We start from the raw sequence: 19153 nt of genomic DNA on the forward strand, positions 1-19153 counted from the left end.
TACATTCAATCTGGGCCTTGTGTAAACCCAAATACCTCGTCATTTATCATCCATTTACGTTTTACTTAATTAAATTTAATAGACAGTAAACAATCCATTTCGTTTGACGGGCTTTCCGAAGAAAAAAATTTCCGTTATTGGTCCTGTACTCATAATTGCGCTACGTATTTTGATGGAGATGGTTACCAAGCAAGGCCTAGTGTACCACTCCCGGTCAAAAAACTCATTTAATATAATCAGTCAGTTAACTACACGATGCAACTTGTAATAATTAATAAATCGATAACAGAAGGTGATTACAGGGCCATCATCCATTTCGAAATTAATTACTTCTGATGAAATAATGTTACGGTAATTTATTTTTTCTGCTGGTGATAACATGGACTTCAATACTGGTTTTTTAGATCTAAAAAAGAAAATTTTTTATAGCATTTTTATCATGCGGGCGACCAGCCCCAGCCTCAGTTACAACGATCAGTCAGTAATGTCGGTTTGATTACCGTCTAATTTCTGTTTCTACAGCCTACTGAAAATTCAGATGGTGTCTGGTAATTCTTCGAAATATGTGTACGAAAATGGTTATAATCCTGCCGACAGTCATTAATGATTCTCCTGAAAAGACGGCCAAGTTTATGAAAAGTTCAGGCTTATTATGAGCTGGACTGCTAATATAACTAACTGGTACGAATACTGCCTTATGTAGAATGCAGATTACAATCGCTCATTCCATATGTGTATTGTATTCCACTGTTCTGACCTAGAAATTTTCTTTATACTTTTTTTAAAAATATTTACACCTCCCACAAAAAGTGCATAATTTTACCCGAAGTTCGGGCTTGTTATAAAAGAACTGCAGAATTCAGGATTACACTTTACTTTAATTCGGTAAGATTATTAATCAAAAAAGTATTACTTTCTAGGTTAGGTATATTAGCATCCATAACCCGAGCATCGTGCAAGAAAACTTTCAAATTAACACGAATGCACCGGGGACTCTGTGACAGTCTTTTGCCGTAAACCAGTCCCTAGTCAGCGCAATCTCTCCAGCTACCGATAACACGCTGAAGCGCCTCGACGACGCCCTTCCCCTTCTTCCTGTTTGGCATTGCTATTCCGCGCAGTGCCAGGCATCCAGCCAAGAGTGCCTGGACGCCCCCGCCCTGCCCGCCTTTTTCAGTTTCTCCTTTACCGGCAGGGGGTTAGCCTCGCTGACTGTGCGCGAAACGGCGCGGATGACCGGCTTTTTATTTGCGTCCAACCAGGTTATTCTCCGTATACGGGAGTAAAGCCGGAAAACCGATCCACAGAGGATCCGGCGCGGATCGATTTATTCTCATCGAAAACCCTTTACAGATGCGTGAAAATACGTTCCACACCCGCAGACAACGGAGAATAAAAGTTTGGGTACTTTGCCCCGCGAAATGACGCAGATTTCACACAGCGACGCCAGTGGTCACAATATGAACAGTTCAGGTGCTGCACGCTATTTTGACTATGAAAGTGCGGTCGCGCTGCGAAACCTGGCGGCCGCCTACGGCACCGACATGCCGCGCTACCTGCTCGCCCCCGAGGTGGCCGTGCTGCTGTTAAAGGTGACCGATCTCCGTAAACGCCTGTTTATTGATACCCTGTGGAACACCGGCGGCCGGCTCAATGAAATACTGCCGCTGACCCGGGGGGATTTTGCGCTGGACGATCCGCTGAGCGGTGCGCCACTCGTTTCACCGTTTGTGGTGCTCCGCACGCTCAAGCAGCGCAGGCTGGAGGAATCTGCCGGCAGCCGGTCCCGTCCCCGCGGGCGCCCGACAAAAGAAGAACAGCAGGCTGAGCAGGAGACGCAGGCGAAGATACGCGATAACCCGCCGCGGGCCGTGCCGCTCACCGATCCGGCCTTCGTCCGGCGGCTCAGGGAATGGTTTGCGACCGCGCAGCCCGCCGCCGGCGCACGGCTCTGGGATATCCGGAGCGAAGACACCGCCCGCAGCTGGATAAGTCAGGCGGTGGAGGCCGCAAAGCGTGACGGTGTCACGTTTACCATCCGGCCGGTCACGCCCAAGACGTTCCGGGATTCGTTTGCGATGCACCTTGTTCAGCATCAGGTACCGCAGAAGGTCATTCAGACCCTGATGGGCCATAAGGATGCGAAGTCGACCGAATGGTATACGCGGGTCTTTGCGCTGGACGTGACGCGCCAGCTCGGCGTGCGGTTCACCATGGATGCCGATGAGGCCGGTCGGCTGTTAATGCGGTTATGATCCGTGGCGGGCGATTCCTGCTGCCTGAATGACCGCAGAAGCGTTTCCGGCACAAACCAGATATGGCCACGGGCGCGCGAGCAGGCGACATACCGTTTGTTTCGCGCTAACGGCGGCAGATCACTCAGACGGCGGCGGGTAAGAAACGGCCAGTGCGTGCTGCCCGACACAGTGCAGACATCATTAAAGTTGTCGGGGCCTTAACTGGTCCCCCGGTTCATTGAAAAACAGCCGTAGCGGTGATGCTCACGGTAAAACAGTTTGATAATGCCGTCATCGGCGAAAAGCGCCGTCGCCTGCTCATGATCATTCACGGTTTCAATCCGGTCTGACGGGATATGTGTGCTCCGACAGGTATATGCAGATCTGATGAGATAAACTCACCTACTGTCTGTGAGCAGCGCCACGTTTTGCTGAGGGTTTCCCCGTCTGGCAACATACCCGTCTCTGTAAAACAGGTTTCTGGCAGGTGATGTTATCGTGTAATGTGGCGTTGGTATTCCCGTCCCGGCCGGTGTCGAATGTGTGCTGAAAGTCATCCCCGGTCAGCAATACGGAACTACCGGCGCTGCATAATTCAGGTAAAAAATTAACATCGTGACCGGCGAAGCCCTGTACTTCATCGATCAACAACACGTCAACGTTCCGTTCAGGGCGTGCACGGATGTCAGCCATCATTTTCCTGTGCATCAGCAGCAGGGACAGACGCCGGAGGAAGACTCGTCGGCAGCCTCCTGTAAATAAAGTTGGTGCGAACACGGTACTCTGAGTAAAGGAGCGGCAAAGCTCAGACCGCGAAGCGGCATCTGATGCTGCAACAGGGGCCGGCAGCAGAAACCATGAAGAAACCCGAACCACGTCATCACACGGGTCCCGCCCGGGATGAAACCAAAACGCTTAATGACTCTGGCACGCAGGTGCAATGCGCTATTTCGTGTGTGCGTCAGGAGCAGCGCCCGACTGTCTTCACGCAGACTGTTTCTGAGAAGTGTGGTTTTACCCGAACCCTCAACTGCGAAGACTACGCGTTTATCCACGCAATCGCCTCTGATATATATGCAGGTACGGTCATCCGTGCTCCTTTCTCCAGCAGCAGAAAACCGCCCCGGGCTTTACCGGCGAGCATGTATTCCTGGACGCTAAGTCGACGGCGGGTGCCGGCAAAAACCCGTTCGCAGCGTTCAGTATTACGCGGTACACACAGATCTCAAAGGTGTAGCGCGAAGCATCTTCATCCCCGTACACCTTCCTATCCGGACTTGTCATGTCGGCAAAATGCTCAACACACTTCCGTTGACAGTCGCCGTCATTGTCTCTCAGCGCAGCAACGCGGTTGCCCGGAATATGCGCCAGCTCAAGGTAGCAGCGGTAACGTGTACCGCCGATAGCGACGATGTGCACCCCAGCCTCTTCTGGCGCTCTGCCCGTAAGATTGCGGTAAAACGCGTCGGTCAGAATGAATCCGGCATCCCCTTCAGCCAGAATGACCCGCAGAGCCACTGGCCGGCTCTCTCCCGGCAAAATGGCACTCCGAAGATCGGGGCGCGATGAGATATGGCTGCTGTGCCTGGACACAAAACGCTGCATCTCCCGTTCGGGTGCCAGCGTGTTCATAAGCTTTTTCAGGTTCACATGACTGAGGTGATCCTCCGGTTCTTCCAATAAAAGGGCATCAGGCTCTCTGTACTGTTCGGGCCGGGGCAGGGCAAACTCCATTTTCACGAATCACCGCCTGCCTTTACCGCGATTGCGAACACAAATACCGTCTTCCGTAATATCAGGACTGGCTTCGGGACGCGAATGCGGACCCGAACGGATGCCGAACGGGCAGTTTTCGATGCCCTCGTTAATGTCGGACAGCTGCTCTTCCTGACAAAGGGTTTTCTGCTGACGCGAGCTATTCTCCAGCCTGTATCTTTCAGCCACCGGAACGTTAACGCTGAAGAGCGTGCGGGTGTACTCCTGTGCAGGATGGTCGCTGTCAGTTCAGGCGCTGCCCGGCAGCACAGGATGAACATACCGGCTGAAGCCGGCACAGGGACGTCCTGAGAATGTCATGAATTTCAAAGCATAATATTCAAACGGGAAATGTGTCGAACCCTGTTCCAGAATGTGCATCATCACCTGACCATACTTATCCAGGACTGGCGTAATATGCATTCTCAGTCCGTCTTCATCTCTCTGCATAAGATTCAGCCGTCCATTCAGAGCAAGATTACCTGTATCGCTGCGTAAAACGTCTGCGATGAGTCGGGGCAGTGAATCGGCGCGACGTACACCGGCCTGAAAAGCCAGTGCAGCCTGACGGGAAATCAGTGATTCGAACCGGTGCCGGCTTATACTCAGGGCAGGATCCAGCGCAGGCAGAACCGGGCTTTTACCCGACGCATTGTCACCAGTCAGCATGTTTTTGCCACACTGGTAACTCAGCTGAAGAGAGGGAAATGTCCAGAAGTCTCTTTGCATAAGATGAAGTGATCACGGGTATCCTTTCTCCTGCAGACCTGCCAGAACGTTATTGTCAGCAACCGTCAGACCATCCGTACTCCGCTGATAGCTAATCAGACCCGACAGGTATTAAAACGCTTCTGTTGCATGCTTTTATCACAGGGGCTTTTACTCTGTATTTGGATGAACCGGGTTCAGTTCATACCGCCTTTCTTGATACACCTGATTTCAATAGTGTGATGCTCAGCCAGATTTGATATCAACGGTAAAGAGCGAAAAGTGATAAAGGAAGGAGTGAGACGCTCACTTGTATTCTGGTCTGAGAGAGAGACGCCCGGAAGCGGGTGATCCAGCCTGTATGCCTTAAATCCGTGAGAATACCCGCTTCTTCAGCAACTCAGGCGAGCCGGAATAGTATCCACATCCTGATGTACTTATGCCTGATGATAATCCCGGCTCTCTGGTCACTGACAGAAAGCCGACGTAACGTCGGCATTACTGGATAAAAAACGGCGGGAATTTCAGTCTGAAATAGTCTTAATTTATTAAATTAAATCAATCACTTAAAATAATATCGTTCTGGGTAAAAATTTATTGTTAATTCCTGATACTTTCTCACAGAGGCATCGTCAGCAGGGTCTGATCACTGGTCGTTTACAGACTTAATCATCATGCGATCAATGACGCTCCGGACGGCGGCATCAAGCTCAGCCTGACAGGCCGCAGAAAGACGGGAGAATTCGTAGGTGACAAGACGTTTATCAGCATCGGTTTTTTTTCGGGCGAACTGCTTTTTATCAGTAAACTCCGCCAGCTTCTCTGTCACGATTTTTTTGCTGCCCGCAGCTTTGCGGGGTCCTTCGCTTTCAGCACGAAAATAGCTTATTATCCGGTTCTTATAAGCAGGCTCGGCCATATCATGAGATGCATCCTCTTCCATCCGGCTGCGAACGAAACCGACTAAAGCGTCAGTGGTGAGTTGTCTTGCCCGTGCTTTATCCGTCACTTCCAGCAGGGCCCGGTAGTCACTGATGGAAAGCTCGCTGACAGAGGGGAAAACCGCGATGATTTCATCTGGCACCGCGGCAGCCTGAAAAGCCCGGGTTACCTTGGCGGCCGACAGCCCTTCTGCAGCGGCTATCTCAGACTGATTCATGTCTTCCGGATACATGAGTCTGAGGCGTTTTCCGAGTTCACGCAGCGTATGCTCTTTGGCTGTCTGAATGTCCACGGCCAGTTGTCTGGCATCAGAGAGAGACAAGGCATCACGCGTCACCAGCACCTCAAATGCGGTTCCGTTGTAAATGCAGGCGGCACGACGTCGTGAACCATCCAGTATCTCAGTTCGACCATTAACCTCGCGTCCGATGGCAGGAAAAAACTGCTGGAGCCGGATGGTCCGGGAAATATCACTGACCGATTCGCGCGTCAGAAATGCCTGGTCACGGCCGTTTACCGTGGCATCAACGAACGTCTGCGTTTCGATGTCGTCATGCAGTATCTTGGTCAGGACAAACCGGGCCTGAGCACCGGACCTGAGGGTAAACACCCGCTCGCTGTCTGACTCGTTCATCATTTTTGAAAAACTGGAATTACCCAGCTGCCGGCCCAGCTTGACCATTTCCTTTTTCATTTCACACCTCTGATGAATTCAATCCTTTTAAATACGGCCTGAGTGAAACGCTCCGCCTCACGCTTCGCTTTCTTGAGCGCCTCAGCGCTTCCTGGATAGGAACTGGGATCGGCACTCACAATGGTGTCGAAGCTTTCTCCGCAGCGTTCAAACCCGTCAAGCCTGGGCAATGTCGCGTCAAGAATGTAAGAGGTAAAAACATCACGGGCGAGGCCGTGTGTCATTTCATGATCCCGCTTCGAGGTCATTTTCGACATAAAGCCAATATTTCCCTTTATCCGCGGCGTGATGCCCTCTTCCTCAAGCTGCTCAATCATTTCAGGCAGCCGCGTGAGGTACTTAAGGGTGGAGTGAAAATCGACCTGGGCGGGCGGTGTGGGCGTCAGCAGCAGGTCACTCGCGGCGAGTGCATTCAACATAAAGGCATCGAGATGAGGACCAGTATCAATAAAGATGAAATCGTAATCAGAACCGACACGATCAATAATCGTCCGGCGTAACACTTCAGAGGGAAGTCTGTCAGGCAAATGCTCTCTGACGAGATCATTCCACTGACTTGCGATAAAACCATCGTCAATAGACGCAGGAATAACATCAACACCGGGGATAATGGTGGGTTTAATGATGTCCTCTCTGAGCTGGCCAGCATCCAGATCGTTAAGCATTGCCTGTGCAGCTGTTTCCATTATGGAACCAATGCTGTTTTCCTGGCTGAGAAACATGGTACTCGAGGCCTGGGGATCGAGATCAACAACCAGAATACGAAGATCGTGCTGAAGAAGATCCTGATGAACCCGCAGGCCATGCGCCAGAGTCACCGTACTGACGGTTTTCGATACCCCGCCTTTCAGGTTCACAACAAAAATAACAAAAGGCCCATCCCCCGCGTGCACTTCACGATATTTAGGCACTTTACGGTGAGCATAGATATCTACAATGTCCTGGATGGTCAGGGCGTAATGCCGGGTGTTACCGGCATCTTTTTTGCCAAAAATATGTCCCTGCGATTCCATTTCTTCAATAGCTTGCTCAACAGCACGGCGGCTGAGTTTGGGAAGGTTAGCCACGGAATTGCGCGTGAACGTCTGATAGTACTGATCAAGGCCAAACTCATTTCTTCTCACTGAAATATCGTCACTCATGCTGCGCAGCATCGCGCTCGCTCTGCGGGCCGTCTCGTCCACGCCACCGTAATGACTTTTCATTTAACCGTTCCGTTGTCAATTTTGAAACTGATTGTACATCTGAAAAAGGTTAGATCAACTTATTTCGTTAAATCAAAAAAAGTTGTATAAACGCAGAATATGCTAACTGACAGTTTTCTGTAGTCTGTCATTCAAAAGTTATCCATGTAATGCAGAATTTTAAAACAGCCTTCATCAGTAAAATGCAAACTGACAAGCACATACCCTTAGTTGATAATGATTTATATTACTGATTTTATTTATAATTATACTTATATTTCAGATTGAAATTCCCATATGTATTCTCTGCAAAGCTCAGGTAAGCGGTATGCTATCTCAATTATCAGCCCAGGATTCTCAGGATTGAAGTCACGTTCATTACACCACCTGTAATAAACGCCAAATTGTTCTCTCAGACAAAACTGTCAGTTAACACACGGTTTCTGTATTATGAATTTGTGCAGGAAATACCATACGGCCGCATATTTGCTTCAAAATTAGACGTGTCTTCTAATGCTTATTGGCTGTTTTCGATAATCTTTAAGATAAAGATGTATGCTGACGGGATATTGAATTCTCTTCCGGAAACATGTGCGCCGTAGGGGTGATGTATAAGTAATGAACAACTGTGTGTCCTGGCGGATACCCATTTCGTACATAAGCACAAGCAGAATGACCATCATGCTTTCTTTAACGGGTATCAGTTCAGCCAGACACTATCTGGCTTGGGCAGCAAATTGATGGCCGGACAAACCATTTCTTCACCAATCACCTGGATATGTGTGCTGGAGGGATAATTCCGTTCTCTGCCCTAAATTACACCGCTGCAGTTTTGAATCGCCACGGATAATCCAGACACTTCCGAGCCGTTGATAATACTGGTTTTCATATTCTGTCGGTGACATCTGATCGCCAGAACCATGCCGACGCTTACTGTTATAAAACATTTCGATGTAATCAAAAATATCGCTGCGGGCTTCTTCCCGCGTTCCGTAGATCTTTTTCTTTATCCGTTCGCGTTTCAACAACTGAAAAAAGCTTTCTGCAACTGCATTATCGTGGCAGTTACCGCGACGGCTCATGCTTCCCTCCAGGCCGTGTGATTTCAGGAACGACTGCCACTCATGGCTTGTGTACTGACTGTCCTGATCCGAATGAACCAGCACCTGTTTTTGGGGATTACGCCGCCATACAGCCATCAGCAGTGCGTTCAGGACAATGTCCTTTGTCATCCGGGATTGCATGGACCAGCCGATAATTTTGCGTGAGAACAGATCAACAACCACGGCAGGATACAGCCAGTCTTCATGGGTCCTGATGTAGGTTATGTCCATTACCCAACACTCATCCGGAGCATCCGGATTGAACTGTCGCTGGAGCCTGTTGGGCGACACGATACTGGCCTCGCCTTTACGTGCCCGCGGGCTCCGGTATCCGACCTGAGCCTTTATCCCGACACGTTTCATCAGTCGCCAGACTCTGTTCACTCCGCACTGTTGCCCGCTGTCCCGCAGATCCAGATGGATCTTGCGATAACCACAGACGCATCCCGATTCCAGCCAGAACTGTTTAATCTGTCCTGTCAGTCTCAGGTCTGCCTGATGGCGCTGTGAATGCGGCTGCTGAAGCCAGGCGTAAAAACCACTGGGATGAACATCCAGCGCCCGACAGAGCAGGCGAACAGGCCAGCAACAGGTGTTGTCACGGATAAAGGCGTACCTCAGTCGCACAGCTTTGCGAAGTACGCCGCGGCTTTTTTTAATATGTTCCGTTCGTCGGTAACCCGCTTCAGCTCTTTCTGGAGACGGCAGACCTCGGCCTGAGCATCTGACTGTTCTTTATTAGTGGAAGAATCCGGACCGTACTTCTTTATCCAGGCGTAAAGGCTGTGGGTGGTGACATCGAGACGTGTTGCAACGCTGGAAACAGAATGGCCACGATTAACAACCTGTTTGACTGCTTCAATTTTAAACTCTTCGGGATAACGCTTACCGCTCATGGACACCTCTCTTTATGCTATCTTAAATGACTCTGAGGTGTCTGTTAAACCCGTGGCGATTCATTACCAACTATAATGATGCTTTTGGTTGAGGCTTAGATGATGTGCAAAAAAAGATTCTTTCACGCAGGGTCATAGCCTCATGTTTAGGGCTTTCATTTCCGGTTGCAGCGAGCATAACTCCTCTGCCTGAATATACTGCTAAATATGACACTCTTGTACCAACATCTATATCGAACAATAATTTCACTCAATATGTAGTTGATGCTTACATTTCTGCGCTCCCCGGAGATACGCTTGCAAAAATCATCGACAATGGCCAAAACGAGCTAGGTTTAAAATTTAGACCTAGTGGAAATTCTCAGAATATTGATCTGAAAAATATCAATGGATTTATTCTGGCAGGACAAACTTCGACAAACACCAATGGACAATATTCAATCAACGAATCAGCCAACGGGCATGTGCAAAATATCAGCCACTACGGCAAGTTTCTTTATCTAATTAGGGCCGACGCGGTCATCACGCGCTGGGAGACAACCGGTAACGGAACTGTTTCCGGGGCCGGGCGTGCACTCTGGATAGCTGATGGCGCAACCGTGGGAAATGTTGTCAATTCTACTACAACGCGTTCCGATTCAGTGGCTTTCACCAATAACGGTACCATTACGGGCACAATGACGAATACCGGCGCTATCAGTGGTACGGAGTCGGCGCTGGATATTGAAGACAATGGTAGCCTGTTCGCTCTAGACAACAAAGGAACGCTATCGGGCCGCTATGCTGTCCGGAACTTTGGCAACATAGGTAGCATCGTTAACGCGGGCACTATGACCGGCGGAATACTGAATGCCGGTGCGATCAGTAATGATGTTACATTGAACGGGGCCTCACTTATCTTGGCTGGTAATACCGCCTCGCTTGGCGGGCGTGTGACTGGCACGGCCGGAGACGGCTCAACAGTGGCAGTGGGTGATACCGCCAACAACGCTGTGTTCAGGGCGACAAACAGTGTGACTGTCGACAACGTTGTCGTTAACACGGGCAGTATATTATCTGTTTCCTCGCAGGCAAACTGGAAGACTTCAAATGGCATTACCAATAACGGATTACTCATTCTGGAAAGCGGCAGCTCACTCAATGGTGTCCTTTTTAACGACGGTACCATACAGATTAGTACTGAAAAAAATGCCACTGCGACGTTAACTGGTAATTTATCGAGTAGCGGACGGATTGTGCTGAATCCCACGACAATCAGTGCTGGAAACACGCTCATCATTAACGGCAATTATAACGGGCTATCCGGAAGCGTCGTGACGCTCGGCAGTGTTTTAGCCAACGACAGTTCGAGCACAGACAGGCTGGTAATAACTGGCAACACGTCAGGAGCCAGTACGTTGCTTGTTGCCAATGAGAACGGCGTGGGCGGTGCAACACGCGAAGGTATCAATCTGATCGGCATAGGCGGGGCTTCAAACGCGACATTCACACTTGGAAATCGGGTCGTGGCTGGTGCTTACGACTACCGGTTGCGTAAGGGTAATGTGTCCGGGACGGATCATACCGGATGGTACCTAACTAGCTTCAGTAAGAACCCTAACCCTAACCCTAACCCTAACCCTGTAAGCATGTACCGGCCCGAGGCTGGCGCTTATGCAGCTAATCTTCTGGCAGCAAATACGCTTTTTAATTTTTCTCTGCATGACCGCAGCAGTGAAACAAGTTATTTCGATGCCGCTACAGGGGAAACACACAAGACCAGCCTATGGATGCGTAACCTTGGCGGACATAGCCGCTATATAATGCATGACGGGCAAAACCAGACGCAAATGAATCGCTATGTCTTGCAGTTGGGGGGGGACCTTATTCAGGCAACATCGAATGATACTAATGCGTTCTATGCCGGCATCATGGGAGGCTATGCCCGAGCCTCTAATAGCACACACAACAACCTGACTAATCATGATGCAAAGGGCAATTTGGACGGTTACAGCACCGGATTTTACGGCACGTGGTACCAGGATGCAGAAGGCAAGGCTGGTGCATGGGCGGATATGTGGGCGCAGTATAACTGGTTCAATAACGAGGTATCAGGTGACATGCTGGCCACTGAACATTACAAGAGCCGTGGTCTCAAGGCCTCTTTTGAAAGTGGATATGCTTTTTTAGCGGGACGCTGGAGCAATGATAATGCAATGGAAAGTCGACTTTATATTGAACCACATATTCAGGGAGTGTGGTCCGACATCACGGCGGACAACCATACTGAATCTGAAGGTACACAAGTGCAAGGTACGGGTAATGATAATCTGATGACACGTTTTGGAGTACGTGCTTATCTGAATACGGAAATTCAAGCGAATCGTGGAACCGTTATTGAGTTTAAACCTTTCATAGAAGTAAACTGGCTTCACAGCACGAAGCATTATGGTGTCAAAATGAACGATCATAGCGACATTATCCACGGAACGGACAATGCAGCAGAGCTGAAAACAGGTATTGAGGGGCGGTTGTCTAAACATCTGTCCGTTTCACTTATATTTTTGCAACAGACTGGTGGTAACAGCTGGCGAGACAGCTCAGGAGCCTTACAGGTGAATTACCAATTCTGATTGAAGGCAGGAACTTTAAGCCGGTCTTGCTAAGGCACTGATAAGCTCAATCAGGTGATATTCGCAGTGTTTTTTGACGCGGCTTCGTTCGCCTTGAGCATCCTGATATTTGCTCTGGAGACCACTTCATCTCCAGCTTTTCCAGAACAAGCACTCGCAACGCACGGTTTAGGTCTTTTCGCCATCCTGTTGGCCCGTTTATTAGCATCAACAGCTTTGTAATAGCGCCTGCCCCGATTACGCTGAACTTCACGTGATATTGTCGAAGGACTACGATTCAGCGCAATCGCACGAATGCTCATTTTGGCTGACAAACCGGCTCGTATTTCCTCGCGCTCAGACAGCGTCAGGTTAGCTAAAGCCCGCTTGCGCTCATTGGGTTTTATGCCGCCAGTATCTCTTAACATAGTGAAGATTTTTCCTGGTTTCGAACCAGGATATTAGCTATTTCACTGAAGCATGTTCTGTTCTTTTACAGTTCAAAAACAGATGCTTTTTCCTTTGCTGTAAATGTCCGTCTCATTCAAAAATCTTCGCAACCCTATGTTTCACATGACTGTAGCGTTGACCAATTGAATCTACAGTAGCTTTTTTAATATATCGTTTTCCATTTCAACCCGTTGTAGTCTTTTTTCAAATTCACAAATACCAAGTTGCTCAGGCGTCATTGGATAGGTCTATGGGTTTTTCCTGCGAGCTCTTCTTTAAGCTAGCGAACCCATTTATCCATCGTAGATTTACCGACATTCATTGCTGTTACAGCTGTGGCAAGGGTGTAGCGCAGATCATAGGTCATTCTGCATCTTCAGAAACACCACGGGCTTGAACACAATTTCATCGGGAATAAGGCAGCCGTAGTGCCTTATCAACACTTGTCCCTCACTGTACCCAGCGGTTAAACAGCGTTTCCAGCGCACAGGTCTGCCGGAACAGGTCGGTCTATTCAGACAGCACGCTGGTGCACGAACTCCAGAGGTAGTCCAGCTTGCCAGCAAGCTTTGCGCCGACGCCGTACTGACGTACCTGTTTCAGCAGCCATTCGATGTCAGGAGCCACTTCCCGGGAAAAGCGTAGACGCCTCAGGACTGTGGCCAACGTGTGAGAAAAAGGTTTTCCTGGCTGGCGAGAGAACGCTACTAGCCTGTCTCGCCAGCGCAACCGCTACTAAGGCGCACCATGCCAGATGGCCCAGTTTTTCTCTCAGTGTCACTGCGTATTCTTTTCCTGTATATTCTGCCCGCCATCTTCATGAGGATTCCCGTTTACAGCCTGAGCTCGCTACGGCTTTTGAGTCAATTTTACAGGCGCTTGGGTCAGTCTGCACAGCCGGGACAGGCTGTTGCATAAAATGCTGGTCTGATGAGCCAGAATAAATGGCCGATTGGTTTCACCATGCCCAAATTCCGGGTAATAATAAACCGGAAAGTTAACGCGCCAAGCGAACTGTTTTATCACATACCGGTAAAGTGATTTTTCTTCATTACTGGCATTCAGGCCGTAAAACTGACCAAAAATAATGGCACGTGGATGGAGTGTCCTGCTGTACTCTATCTGATGCAGGGTGCGGTCAAGCTGTTTAGGAGTTACCCCCGTATCTTCCAGCATCATAATTTTATCTGAATAGCTGCCCTCATAGACTGTGGAAAACAGAGACTGAACCAAGGTCAAGTTCCCGCCATCCAGTTCACCCCTCACTGTGTTTGCTGCCTGACGGTTCATTGGTTCGATGCCGGTGTAATTAACCCCGTGAGACAGGGCCTCAAAGACTTCATTCAGGCTATTGTTCATGCTGAGTTTTTTGCTGTTATCAATCTCATGCATTTCTTTGTTATAAGAGGCCACCACGCCATGCACGCTTGGCCAGCTCAGCTCATGACTGACAAAGCTGTGGATGGCCGTTACGTCACTGAATCCGATTAGGATTTTCGGCATTGAGGCTGAAATACGCTGCCGGTTTGCATGCAGGGCAGGGTAAAGGTTCAGCGCTCCCGAGCCGCCCCTGATGAACCAGAGGTAGTGCACATTGCGGTCACTGAGAGCATTAATAAGGGTCTGGGCCCGCTTTTCATCAGTGTTCACGTACCCCAGACGGGTGGGCTTCTGGTCAAGATATCGTTTGTCAACTGCGTAGCACTGGCGGGAAAATGCCGTCTCAATCTCCGATACGACGCGCTCATCATATTGCGACGAGCTTGAAATCAGAAATACCCTCCCCTTTTGACAGGAACAGATTTTTTGTTCAGGCTCTTCAACTGGGCGAACCGTTGTCTTCATCATGGTCTGTGAGGTGGCCTCACATCCGGACAGGAAAAGCACAAGAATGAGGAGCGCGGCTTCTTTAAACACGCTGTTTCTTACCTGAATCATATTTATCGTCCTTAATGATACGTTCGCCGATATTTTCGTTACGTTGACATCTGCTGCACGGCATACGATCATTGTTTTTATATTCGCAATGAATAAAAGGCACGCGGATTGACCGCAGGCCTTTTATTAAAGCGGTGTAAAGAGTCAGTTGGTGGCAGGCTCACCGAAAAAAACAGTTGACGATTACCAGCTTCCGGCGCAGCCCCGCGACTCAGGAGTTCTGTTCCGGAAACCAGATTTGAAGTCTAACTGTCAATGAGGCAGTATCCCGCTAATTCGAATGTCTCCTCTGCCCAGACGGCTATAATGTTGACGCCAGTGCCGACCGTTGTGGTATGAATATATTCATTACTAACCACTCAAATCACATCCCATCGAAGGCATTTCCTTTCGCGTTTTTTACCTTCAGCTTCACTCCGACACCATCGGTTCCCGCGTCAGGGTGAAAAATAATCTCTCCTAAGCGCTCATAGGTGGCAACAAGCCTGAGCACATTCCCATGAAAGAAGCTGACTGATTTAAAACTGAATTCCTCATTATTTACCTCAATGCCGTAGTCACTGAGAGTTTTACCTGATACAAAGTCATAATCAACGGGTGCAATCATCATTTTGACGCTTTCGTTTGTGAAAAATACTTATTAACTAAGGCATAAAGAACCGCCGCTGTTTCCGCATCAATGACGCTGTCATAGTTATCCTGGCGAAAATGGAGCTGGGAGGCCCGGACAGGCAGCTTAAGCTCTGACGTTATTGTTGCGCCAGAAACGTTATACCTGACTTAAGGGTTACCATTATTAACAACAGGTATTAAAAGACGCATGCCTGGTCTGATGACATTTGGATTAGTAATTACATTCGAGTTGGATTTGTAGATAAGTCCCCACATATTAGCTGAACCATAATATTTTCTGGATATGGATGATAATGATTCCCCGGTGGCTACAGTGTGGAAAAGTGGAGTTTTTACCGGTTCACTTACCGGGGCAGCATCCGCATCCGGTGTATTATTTCCAGGAGGAGAAATTCCCGTGACACATTCTAAATCTACAAATTCAGCACCGATTATATTTATCTGGTCAATAAAAGCAGAAAGACCGGATGCTGTAGTGGAGTGAATGTCATGCATTAACACAAGAGATTTTTCCCTCATTTTTATTTGATTAACACCATGTGATATCCATCCATCAGGTTTCCTTTTCCAGTCTTCAGTATCAACATTCCACATAACTGTACTATAGCCAAGGGAACTTACGATGTTATTAACTATTTCATTCCTGGCACCATAAGGAGGTCGAATGATAAGATCTAGAGGAGCGCACCTCGAAATCAGCTCTTCTGTTTTCTTTATTTCCCTTATAACATCACCTTCGTTTAGAGTCGTTAAATTTCGATGGCTGTATGTATGATTTCCTACCCTGTGCCCCTCAGATATCATTCGCTCAAGAACTCCCATGCTATTTTTTATCCTTTCCCCTAAAACGAAAAAAGTAGCTTTTATCTGTCGTTCTTTAAGGAGATCAAGAATAGAGGTCGTATTATTTGTGTGCGGACCATCATCAAAAGTAAGATGTACTGCTTTCATTTTTTATCCCTTAAATTACACAATATTATCTATATTAAACACGCTCACGCCATTCAAATCTTGATTCAGGTCAAGCTGCAGGTTGATTCTGGGCTAATCTGAATCGCCACGGGTTTAACAGACACCCCATATTCATTTAAGATGACTTGAAGAGAGGTGCTCATGAGCGGTAAGCGTTATCCTGAAGAGTTTAAAATTGAAGCAATCAAACAGGTTGTTGAGCGAAGCTCATTCTGTTTCCAGCATCATGTCTCGGTATCACCACTCACAGTCTTTACGCCCGGATAAATAAGTACGGCCAGACTCTTCCAATAATAAAGAACAATTATATGCTCAGGCTGAGTTCTGCCGACTCCATCCGGTTCCTGATTTTTTAACCGGGCATCAACCGATAACGCTTTTCTGTATCAATTGCAGTCATCTCCCTTAAAGATACAGAAGGGATTTTTATCATTAAGAAATGATGATTGTGAATGTAAGAGTATGGAAAGTTTTACTTATGTCAGCGTATATGACGGCCTGTTCCTCACCCGGTACAGAAAAATATCAGACCATCTAAGGCGCAGTTTAAACTGGATTTTATTAAATAGTGGAGATGCTTTTATCTTTTGTGTTAATTTTTATGGTGACCGCAAAAGGGTCACCATAATTTATATGATGCACGGATCTTGTTTTTTTCCACAGCCGATCTTTATTAAAGCAGGGATAACGTTGCCGGTAATGTACTCCTTGCTCCAGATGGATTAAGAATATTTGAAGGTTTTCATTCCGGGGAGCACCCACCGCCTCCATAAACACAGAGTGTCTTCACTTTAAAACCGGGGATATTATCAGTTTTATCCTGCTTTTTCGGACTCCACCTTGGGCTGGTTGCTGTCCCGGTTGTCAGCCCGTCAAGGTTGGTCACCATGCCATGCATCATTACGTCGAATTCCTGAAGGGGGTTCCCAGACAGTGACTAGCTCCACCCGGCCGTAATAAATTTATTCATAATCTGTATCTCTTTACTTGTATTTCTCCACAAGAGCATAAAGGATCGCGGCAGTTTCAGCATCCAGCTTACCGCTGTAATTACAGGGGCGAAAATGCAGCTGCAGTGCCCGGATTAACTGAGCATAACCGGTGTCACTTCTCGAACCTGAAGTGTCGTAGCCATACCTTTTCAGCATTTCTGTTATGTTATCTTTCGAAGGTAACGAATAGCTAAACTGCTCAACATATTTATTCTTTGTTTCCTCATTAAACCATGCTCCCACACCTGCCTCATACAGTACTTTCCAAGGGAATGCGGCACCGGGGTCACTTTTCCTGCCCGGCGCAATATCAGAGTGCCCCACGACATTCACAGGGCTGATGTCCGGGTACCGCTGGAGGATATTTATTGCCAGCTCTTTGATTGCGTCAATCTGAGCCGGGCTATAGGGAGGAAAAACAAACGCGCCGCCATTATCACTGGCCAGATTAACTACCTCAATTCCAATGGCTGTGTCGTTAAGATTGCTTCGCCCGGCCCAAGAGCTGACACCTGCATGCCAGGCGCGTTCGTTTTCATCAACCAGATTAAATATACGCATGTCATTAAAACCGGCTGCAAAATACGTTTTGTCGTCCGGGTCAGGGACCAGGTAATGCGCACTCACGGTGCCGTAACCGGCTAGCGCCCGCACAGATGCGGCAAAATCAACGGCGGTATAATGCATGACAAGAAAACGCACGCGCCGGTTAAAACCCTTTACAGAACGGTAGCTGTCATAATCGACGGGGTAGATTTATATCTCCTCTTCTTTTTTTGCCAGATATCCGTCTGCCGACCAGCGCGCTTTCAGATACTCAACAACCTGCTGCGTCTGCGGCTCTCTCAGAAACATGTGGCGAAACAGCATGCAACCGCCCACGTCAGTCAGGGAGTCATTCAGGTCAAGCTGGCGGGTGATTTCCGGCACGCCGGCTTCAACCGTCCAGTCAGGTTCAGCGGCTGAGGGGGTACCCACTTTATAAAAAGCCATGCCGATATACAGTGCAGTACCTGTGCCCCTGACGGTATCGGCCCACCACCGGGTTATCACATCATACTGGGCAGTTTTCCGGGCAAAAGGCCAGTAAACCTGGGGGGCAATATAGTCAATGATGCCTGCGCGTACCCACTGCCGGGTGTCCGCATACCCCGAATCAAAGTTAGGCGCGCCGGCCTCGGGTGTCGGAACCTTCAGGGTCATCAGCACTGTTTCGCCATACACCTGCAGGACTGACGCCAAATCTGACTCTGGGTTTAATGGCCTTAATACGATGGTGACAGGCTTTCACCAGAGAATAGGTATTATATCTTCGCCAGTCCTCTTTAGTAATGAAGCCAGGGTTGTACTTCTGATATGTGGCATCGTCATTCAGTGGGGAATCAGCTGATTCATAATAGAAATAATCATCGAACTGAATACCGTCGACATCGTAACGGGAGACGATTTCTTCAACGATACCTGCAACCCACGTCTGAACTTCCGGGATTCCCGGGTCAAGAACAAAGCGGTTATAGGCAACGCGGGTCCATTCAGGATGAGTTTTGTATATGCTAGGTGATGAATCGGAAGATGAATAATTAAGTTCATCGACGGTGGCATCACGAGTATTCATTGAGATGCGGTACGGATTCACCCAGGCATGTAGCTCAATGTTTCTGGCGTGGGTCTGCTGAACCGCCCAGGCAAGGGGGTCGAAGCCGGGATTTTTGCCCAGCGTCCCGGTCAGGTACTTCGACCAGGGCAGTAAGTCTGACGCATAAAGCGCATCGGCACTGGGTACGACCTGAAGTATCACAGCGTTCATGTTCATTGCCACAATATCGTCAAGAATACCGGTAAGTTCTTCTTTCTGCCGTTTAATGCGTTCTGCCTCATCCTTCACGGCGAGCGTTGAGGCGGAGGGCCAATCTAGGTTAATGACGCTTGACACCCAAGTAGCCCGCATTTCTACGTTCTTCATAAAATATCCCTTTTTGTTGCGGTTAATTCATTAAAATCTCACTCAAAGCAAATAAGAGGTAAACTGAGTGATTAACTTAAGGTTATATATTTTCT

At 48.4% G+C, this 19153-nt stretch carries 11 protein-coding genes and 6 pseudogenes; 3 read left to right on the plus strand and 14 right to left on the minus strand.

Annotation, left to right across the window (positions count from 1 at the left end; genetic code table 11):
- The first annotated feature begins 1400 nt into the window (after positions 1 to 1400).
- Complete coding sequence (locus A6A26_RS01660; protein WP_082875130.1) at positions 1401 to 2255, plus strand: tyrosine-type recombinase/integrase; 855 nt, start codon at positions 1401 to 1403, stop codon at positions 2253 to 2255.
- 1068 nt (positions 2256 to 3323) lie between these two features.
- Here the strand turns inward: A6A26_RS01660 and A6A26_RS25905 are convergent.
- From A6A26_RS25905 to A6A26_RS01690, 6 genes and pseudogenes are all read right to left on the minus strand, one after another.
- Positions 3324 to 3971 (minus strand): TOPRIM nucleotidyl transferase/hydrolase domain-containing protein, encoded by a 648-nt coding sequence (locus tag A6A26_RS25905; protein WP_371558855.1) that lies wholly within the window; start codon positions 3969 to 3971, stop codon positions 3324 to 3326.
- Between the two features lie 9 nt (positions 3972 to 3980).
- A complete protein-coding gene (locus A6A26_RS25910; protein ID WP_253851867.1) occupies positions 3981 to 4181 on the minus strand; it encodes a hypothetical protein in 201 nt (66 codons plus the stop codon).
- 60 nt (positions 4182 to 4241) lie between these two features.
- On the minus strand, positions 4242 to 4661 hold the full coding sequence (locus A6A26_RS25915; protein WP_253851868.1) for a hypothetical protein: 420 nt from the start codon (positions 4659 to 4661) through the stop codon (positions 4242 to 4244).
- A 685-nt stretch (positions 4662 to 5346) separates the two neighbouring features.
- Positions 5347 to 6336, minus strand: coding sequence for a ParB/RepB/Spo0J family partition protein (locus A6A26_RS01680; RefSeq protein ID WP_063877180.1), 990 nt, complete (start codon positions 6334 to 6336; stop codon positions 5347 to 5349).
- On the minus strand, positions 6333 to 7541 hold the full coding sequence (locus A6A26_RS01685; protein WP_063877181.1) for an AAA family ATPase: 1209 nt from the start codon (positions 7539 to 7541) through the stop codon (positions 6333 to 6335). The genes A6A26_RS01680 and A6A26_RS01685 overlap by 4 nt, the downstream gene beginning before the upstream one ends.
- Before the next feature lie 833 nt (positions 7542 to 8374).
- Positions 8375 to 9519: pseudogene (locus tag A6A26_RS01690) on the minus strand (IS3 family transposase); the annotation flags it as partial.
- Positions 9520 to 9623: 104 nt separating this feature from the next.
- On the opposite strand from A6A26_RS01690, the gene A6A26_RS01700 reads away from it, so the two are divergent.
- Positions 9624 to 12131 carry an autotransporter outer membrane beta-barrel domain-containing protein gene (locus A6A26_RS01700; protein WP_156506626.1) on the plus strand — a complete coding sequence of 836 codons (2508 nt, stop codon included), beginning with the start codon at positions 9624 to 9626 and terminating at the stop codon, positions 12129 to 12131.
- A 49-nt stretch (positions 12132 to 12180) separates the two neighbouring features.
- Here A6A26_RS01700 and A6A26_RS01705 read toward each other — a convergent pair.
- From A6A26_RS01705 to A6A26_RS01725, 6 genes and pseudogenes are all read right to left on the minus strand, one after another.
- Positions 12181 to 12654 (minus strand): annotated as a pseudogene (locus tag A6A26_RS01705) (transposase); the annotation flags it as partial.
- Positions 12655 to 12718: 64 nt separating this feature from the next.
- A pseudogene (locus A6A26_RS25920) lies at positions 12719 to 12894 on the minus strand (transposase); the annotation flags it as partial.
- Positions 12895 to 13073: 179 nt separating this feature from the next.
- Positions 13074 to 13341 (minus strand): annotated as a pseudogene (locus A6A26_RS01710) (DUF2913 family protein); the annotation flags it as partial.
- 68 nt (positions 13342 to 13409) lie between these two features.
- Positions 13410 to 14498, minus strand: coding sequence for an LD-carboxypeptidase (locus A6A26_RS01715; RefSeq protein ID WP_063877183.1), 1089 nt, complete (start codon positions 14496 to 14498; stop codon positions 13410 to 13412).
- A gap of 364 nt (positions 14499 to 14862) precedes the next feature.
- Entirely contained in the window at positions 14863 to 15108 is a 246-nt protein-coding gene (locus A6A26_RS01720; protein ID WP_063877184.1) for a hypothetical protein, read from the minus strand.
- A gap of 170 nt (positions 15109 to 15278) precedes the next feature.
- Positions 15279 to 16082, minus strand: coding sequence for a polysaccharide deacetylase family protein (locus A6A26_RS01725; RefSeq protein WP_063877185.1), 804 nt, complete (start codon positions 16080 to 16082; stop codon positions 15279 to 15281).
- Positions 16083 to 16244: 162 nt separating this feature from the next.
- Between A6A26_RS01725 and A6A26_RS25925 the strand changes: the two are divergent.
- Positions 16245 to 16378: pseudogene (locus tag A6A26_RS25925) on the plus strand (IS3 family transposase); the annotation flags it as partial.
- 708 nt (positions 16379 to 17086) lie between these two features.
- On the opposite strand, the gene A6A26_RS01730 reads toward A6A26_RS25925, so the two are convergent.
- On the minus strand, positions 17087 to 17851 hold the full coding sequence (locus A6A26_RS01730) for an N-acetylmuramoyl-L-alanine amidase (protein ID WP_063877186.1): 765 nt from the start codon (positions 17849 to 17851) through the stop codon (positions 17087 to 17089).
- A pseudogene (locus A6A26_RS01735) lies at positions 17852 to 19058 on the minus strand (glycoside hydrolase family 10 protein).
- Positions 19059 to 19153: the final 95 nt, after the last annotated feature.

This window comes from Pantoea sp. OXWO6B1 (assembly GCF_001641135.1).
GTDB classification, from domain to species: Bacteria; Pseudomonadota; Gammaproteobacteria; order Enterobacterales; family Enterobacteriaceae; genus Pantoea; species Pantoea allii.

Coding starts and splice junctions, on each gene's coding strand:
- A6A26_RS25905 (WP_371558855.1), bottom strand. CDS start 3,971: ATGGAGTTTGCCCTGCCCCGGCCCGAACAGTACAGAGAGCCTGATGCC.
- A6A26_RS25915 (WP_253851868.1), bottom strand. CDS start 4,661: ATGCTGACTGGTGACAATGCGTCGGGTAAAAGCCCGGTTCTGCCTGCG.
- A6A26_RS01680 (WP_063877180.1), bottom strand. CDS start 6,336: ATGAAAAAGGAAATGGTCAAGCTGGGCCGGCAGCTGGGTAATTCCAGT.
- A6A26_RS01685 (WP_063877181.1), bottom strand. CDS start 7,541: ATGAAAAGTCATTACGGTGGCGTGGACGAGACGGCCCGCAGAGCGAGC.
- A6A26_RS01715 (WP_063877183.1), bottom strand. CDS start 14,498: ATGATTCAGGTAAGAAACAGCGTGTTTAAAGAAGCCGCGCTCCTCATT.
- A6A26_RS01720 (WP_063877184.1), bottom strand. CDS start 15,108: ATGATGATTGCACCCGTTGATTATGACTTTGTATCAGGTAAAACTCTC.
- A6A26_RS01725 (WP_063877185.1), bottom strand. CDS start 16,082: ATGAAAGCAGTACATCTTACTTTTGATGATGGTCCGCACACAAATAAT.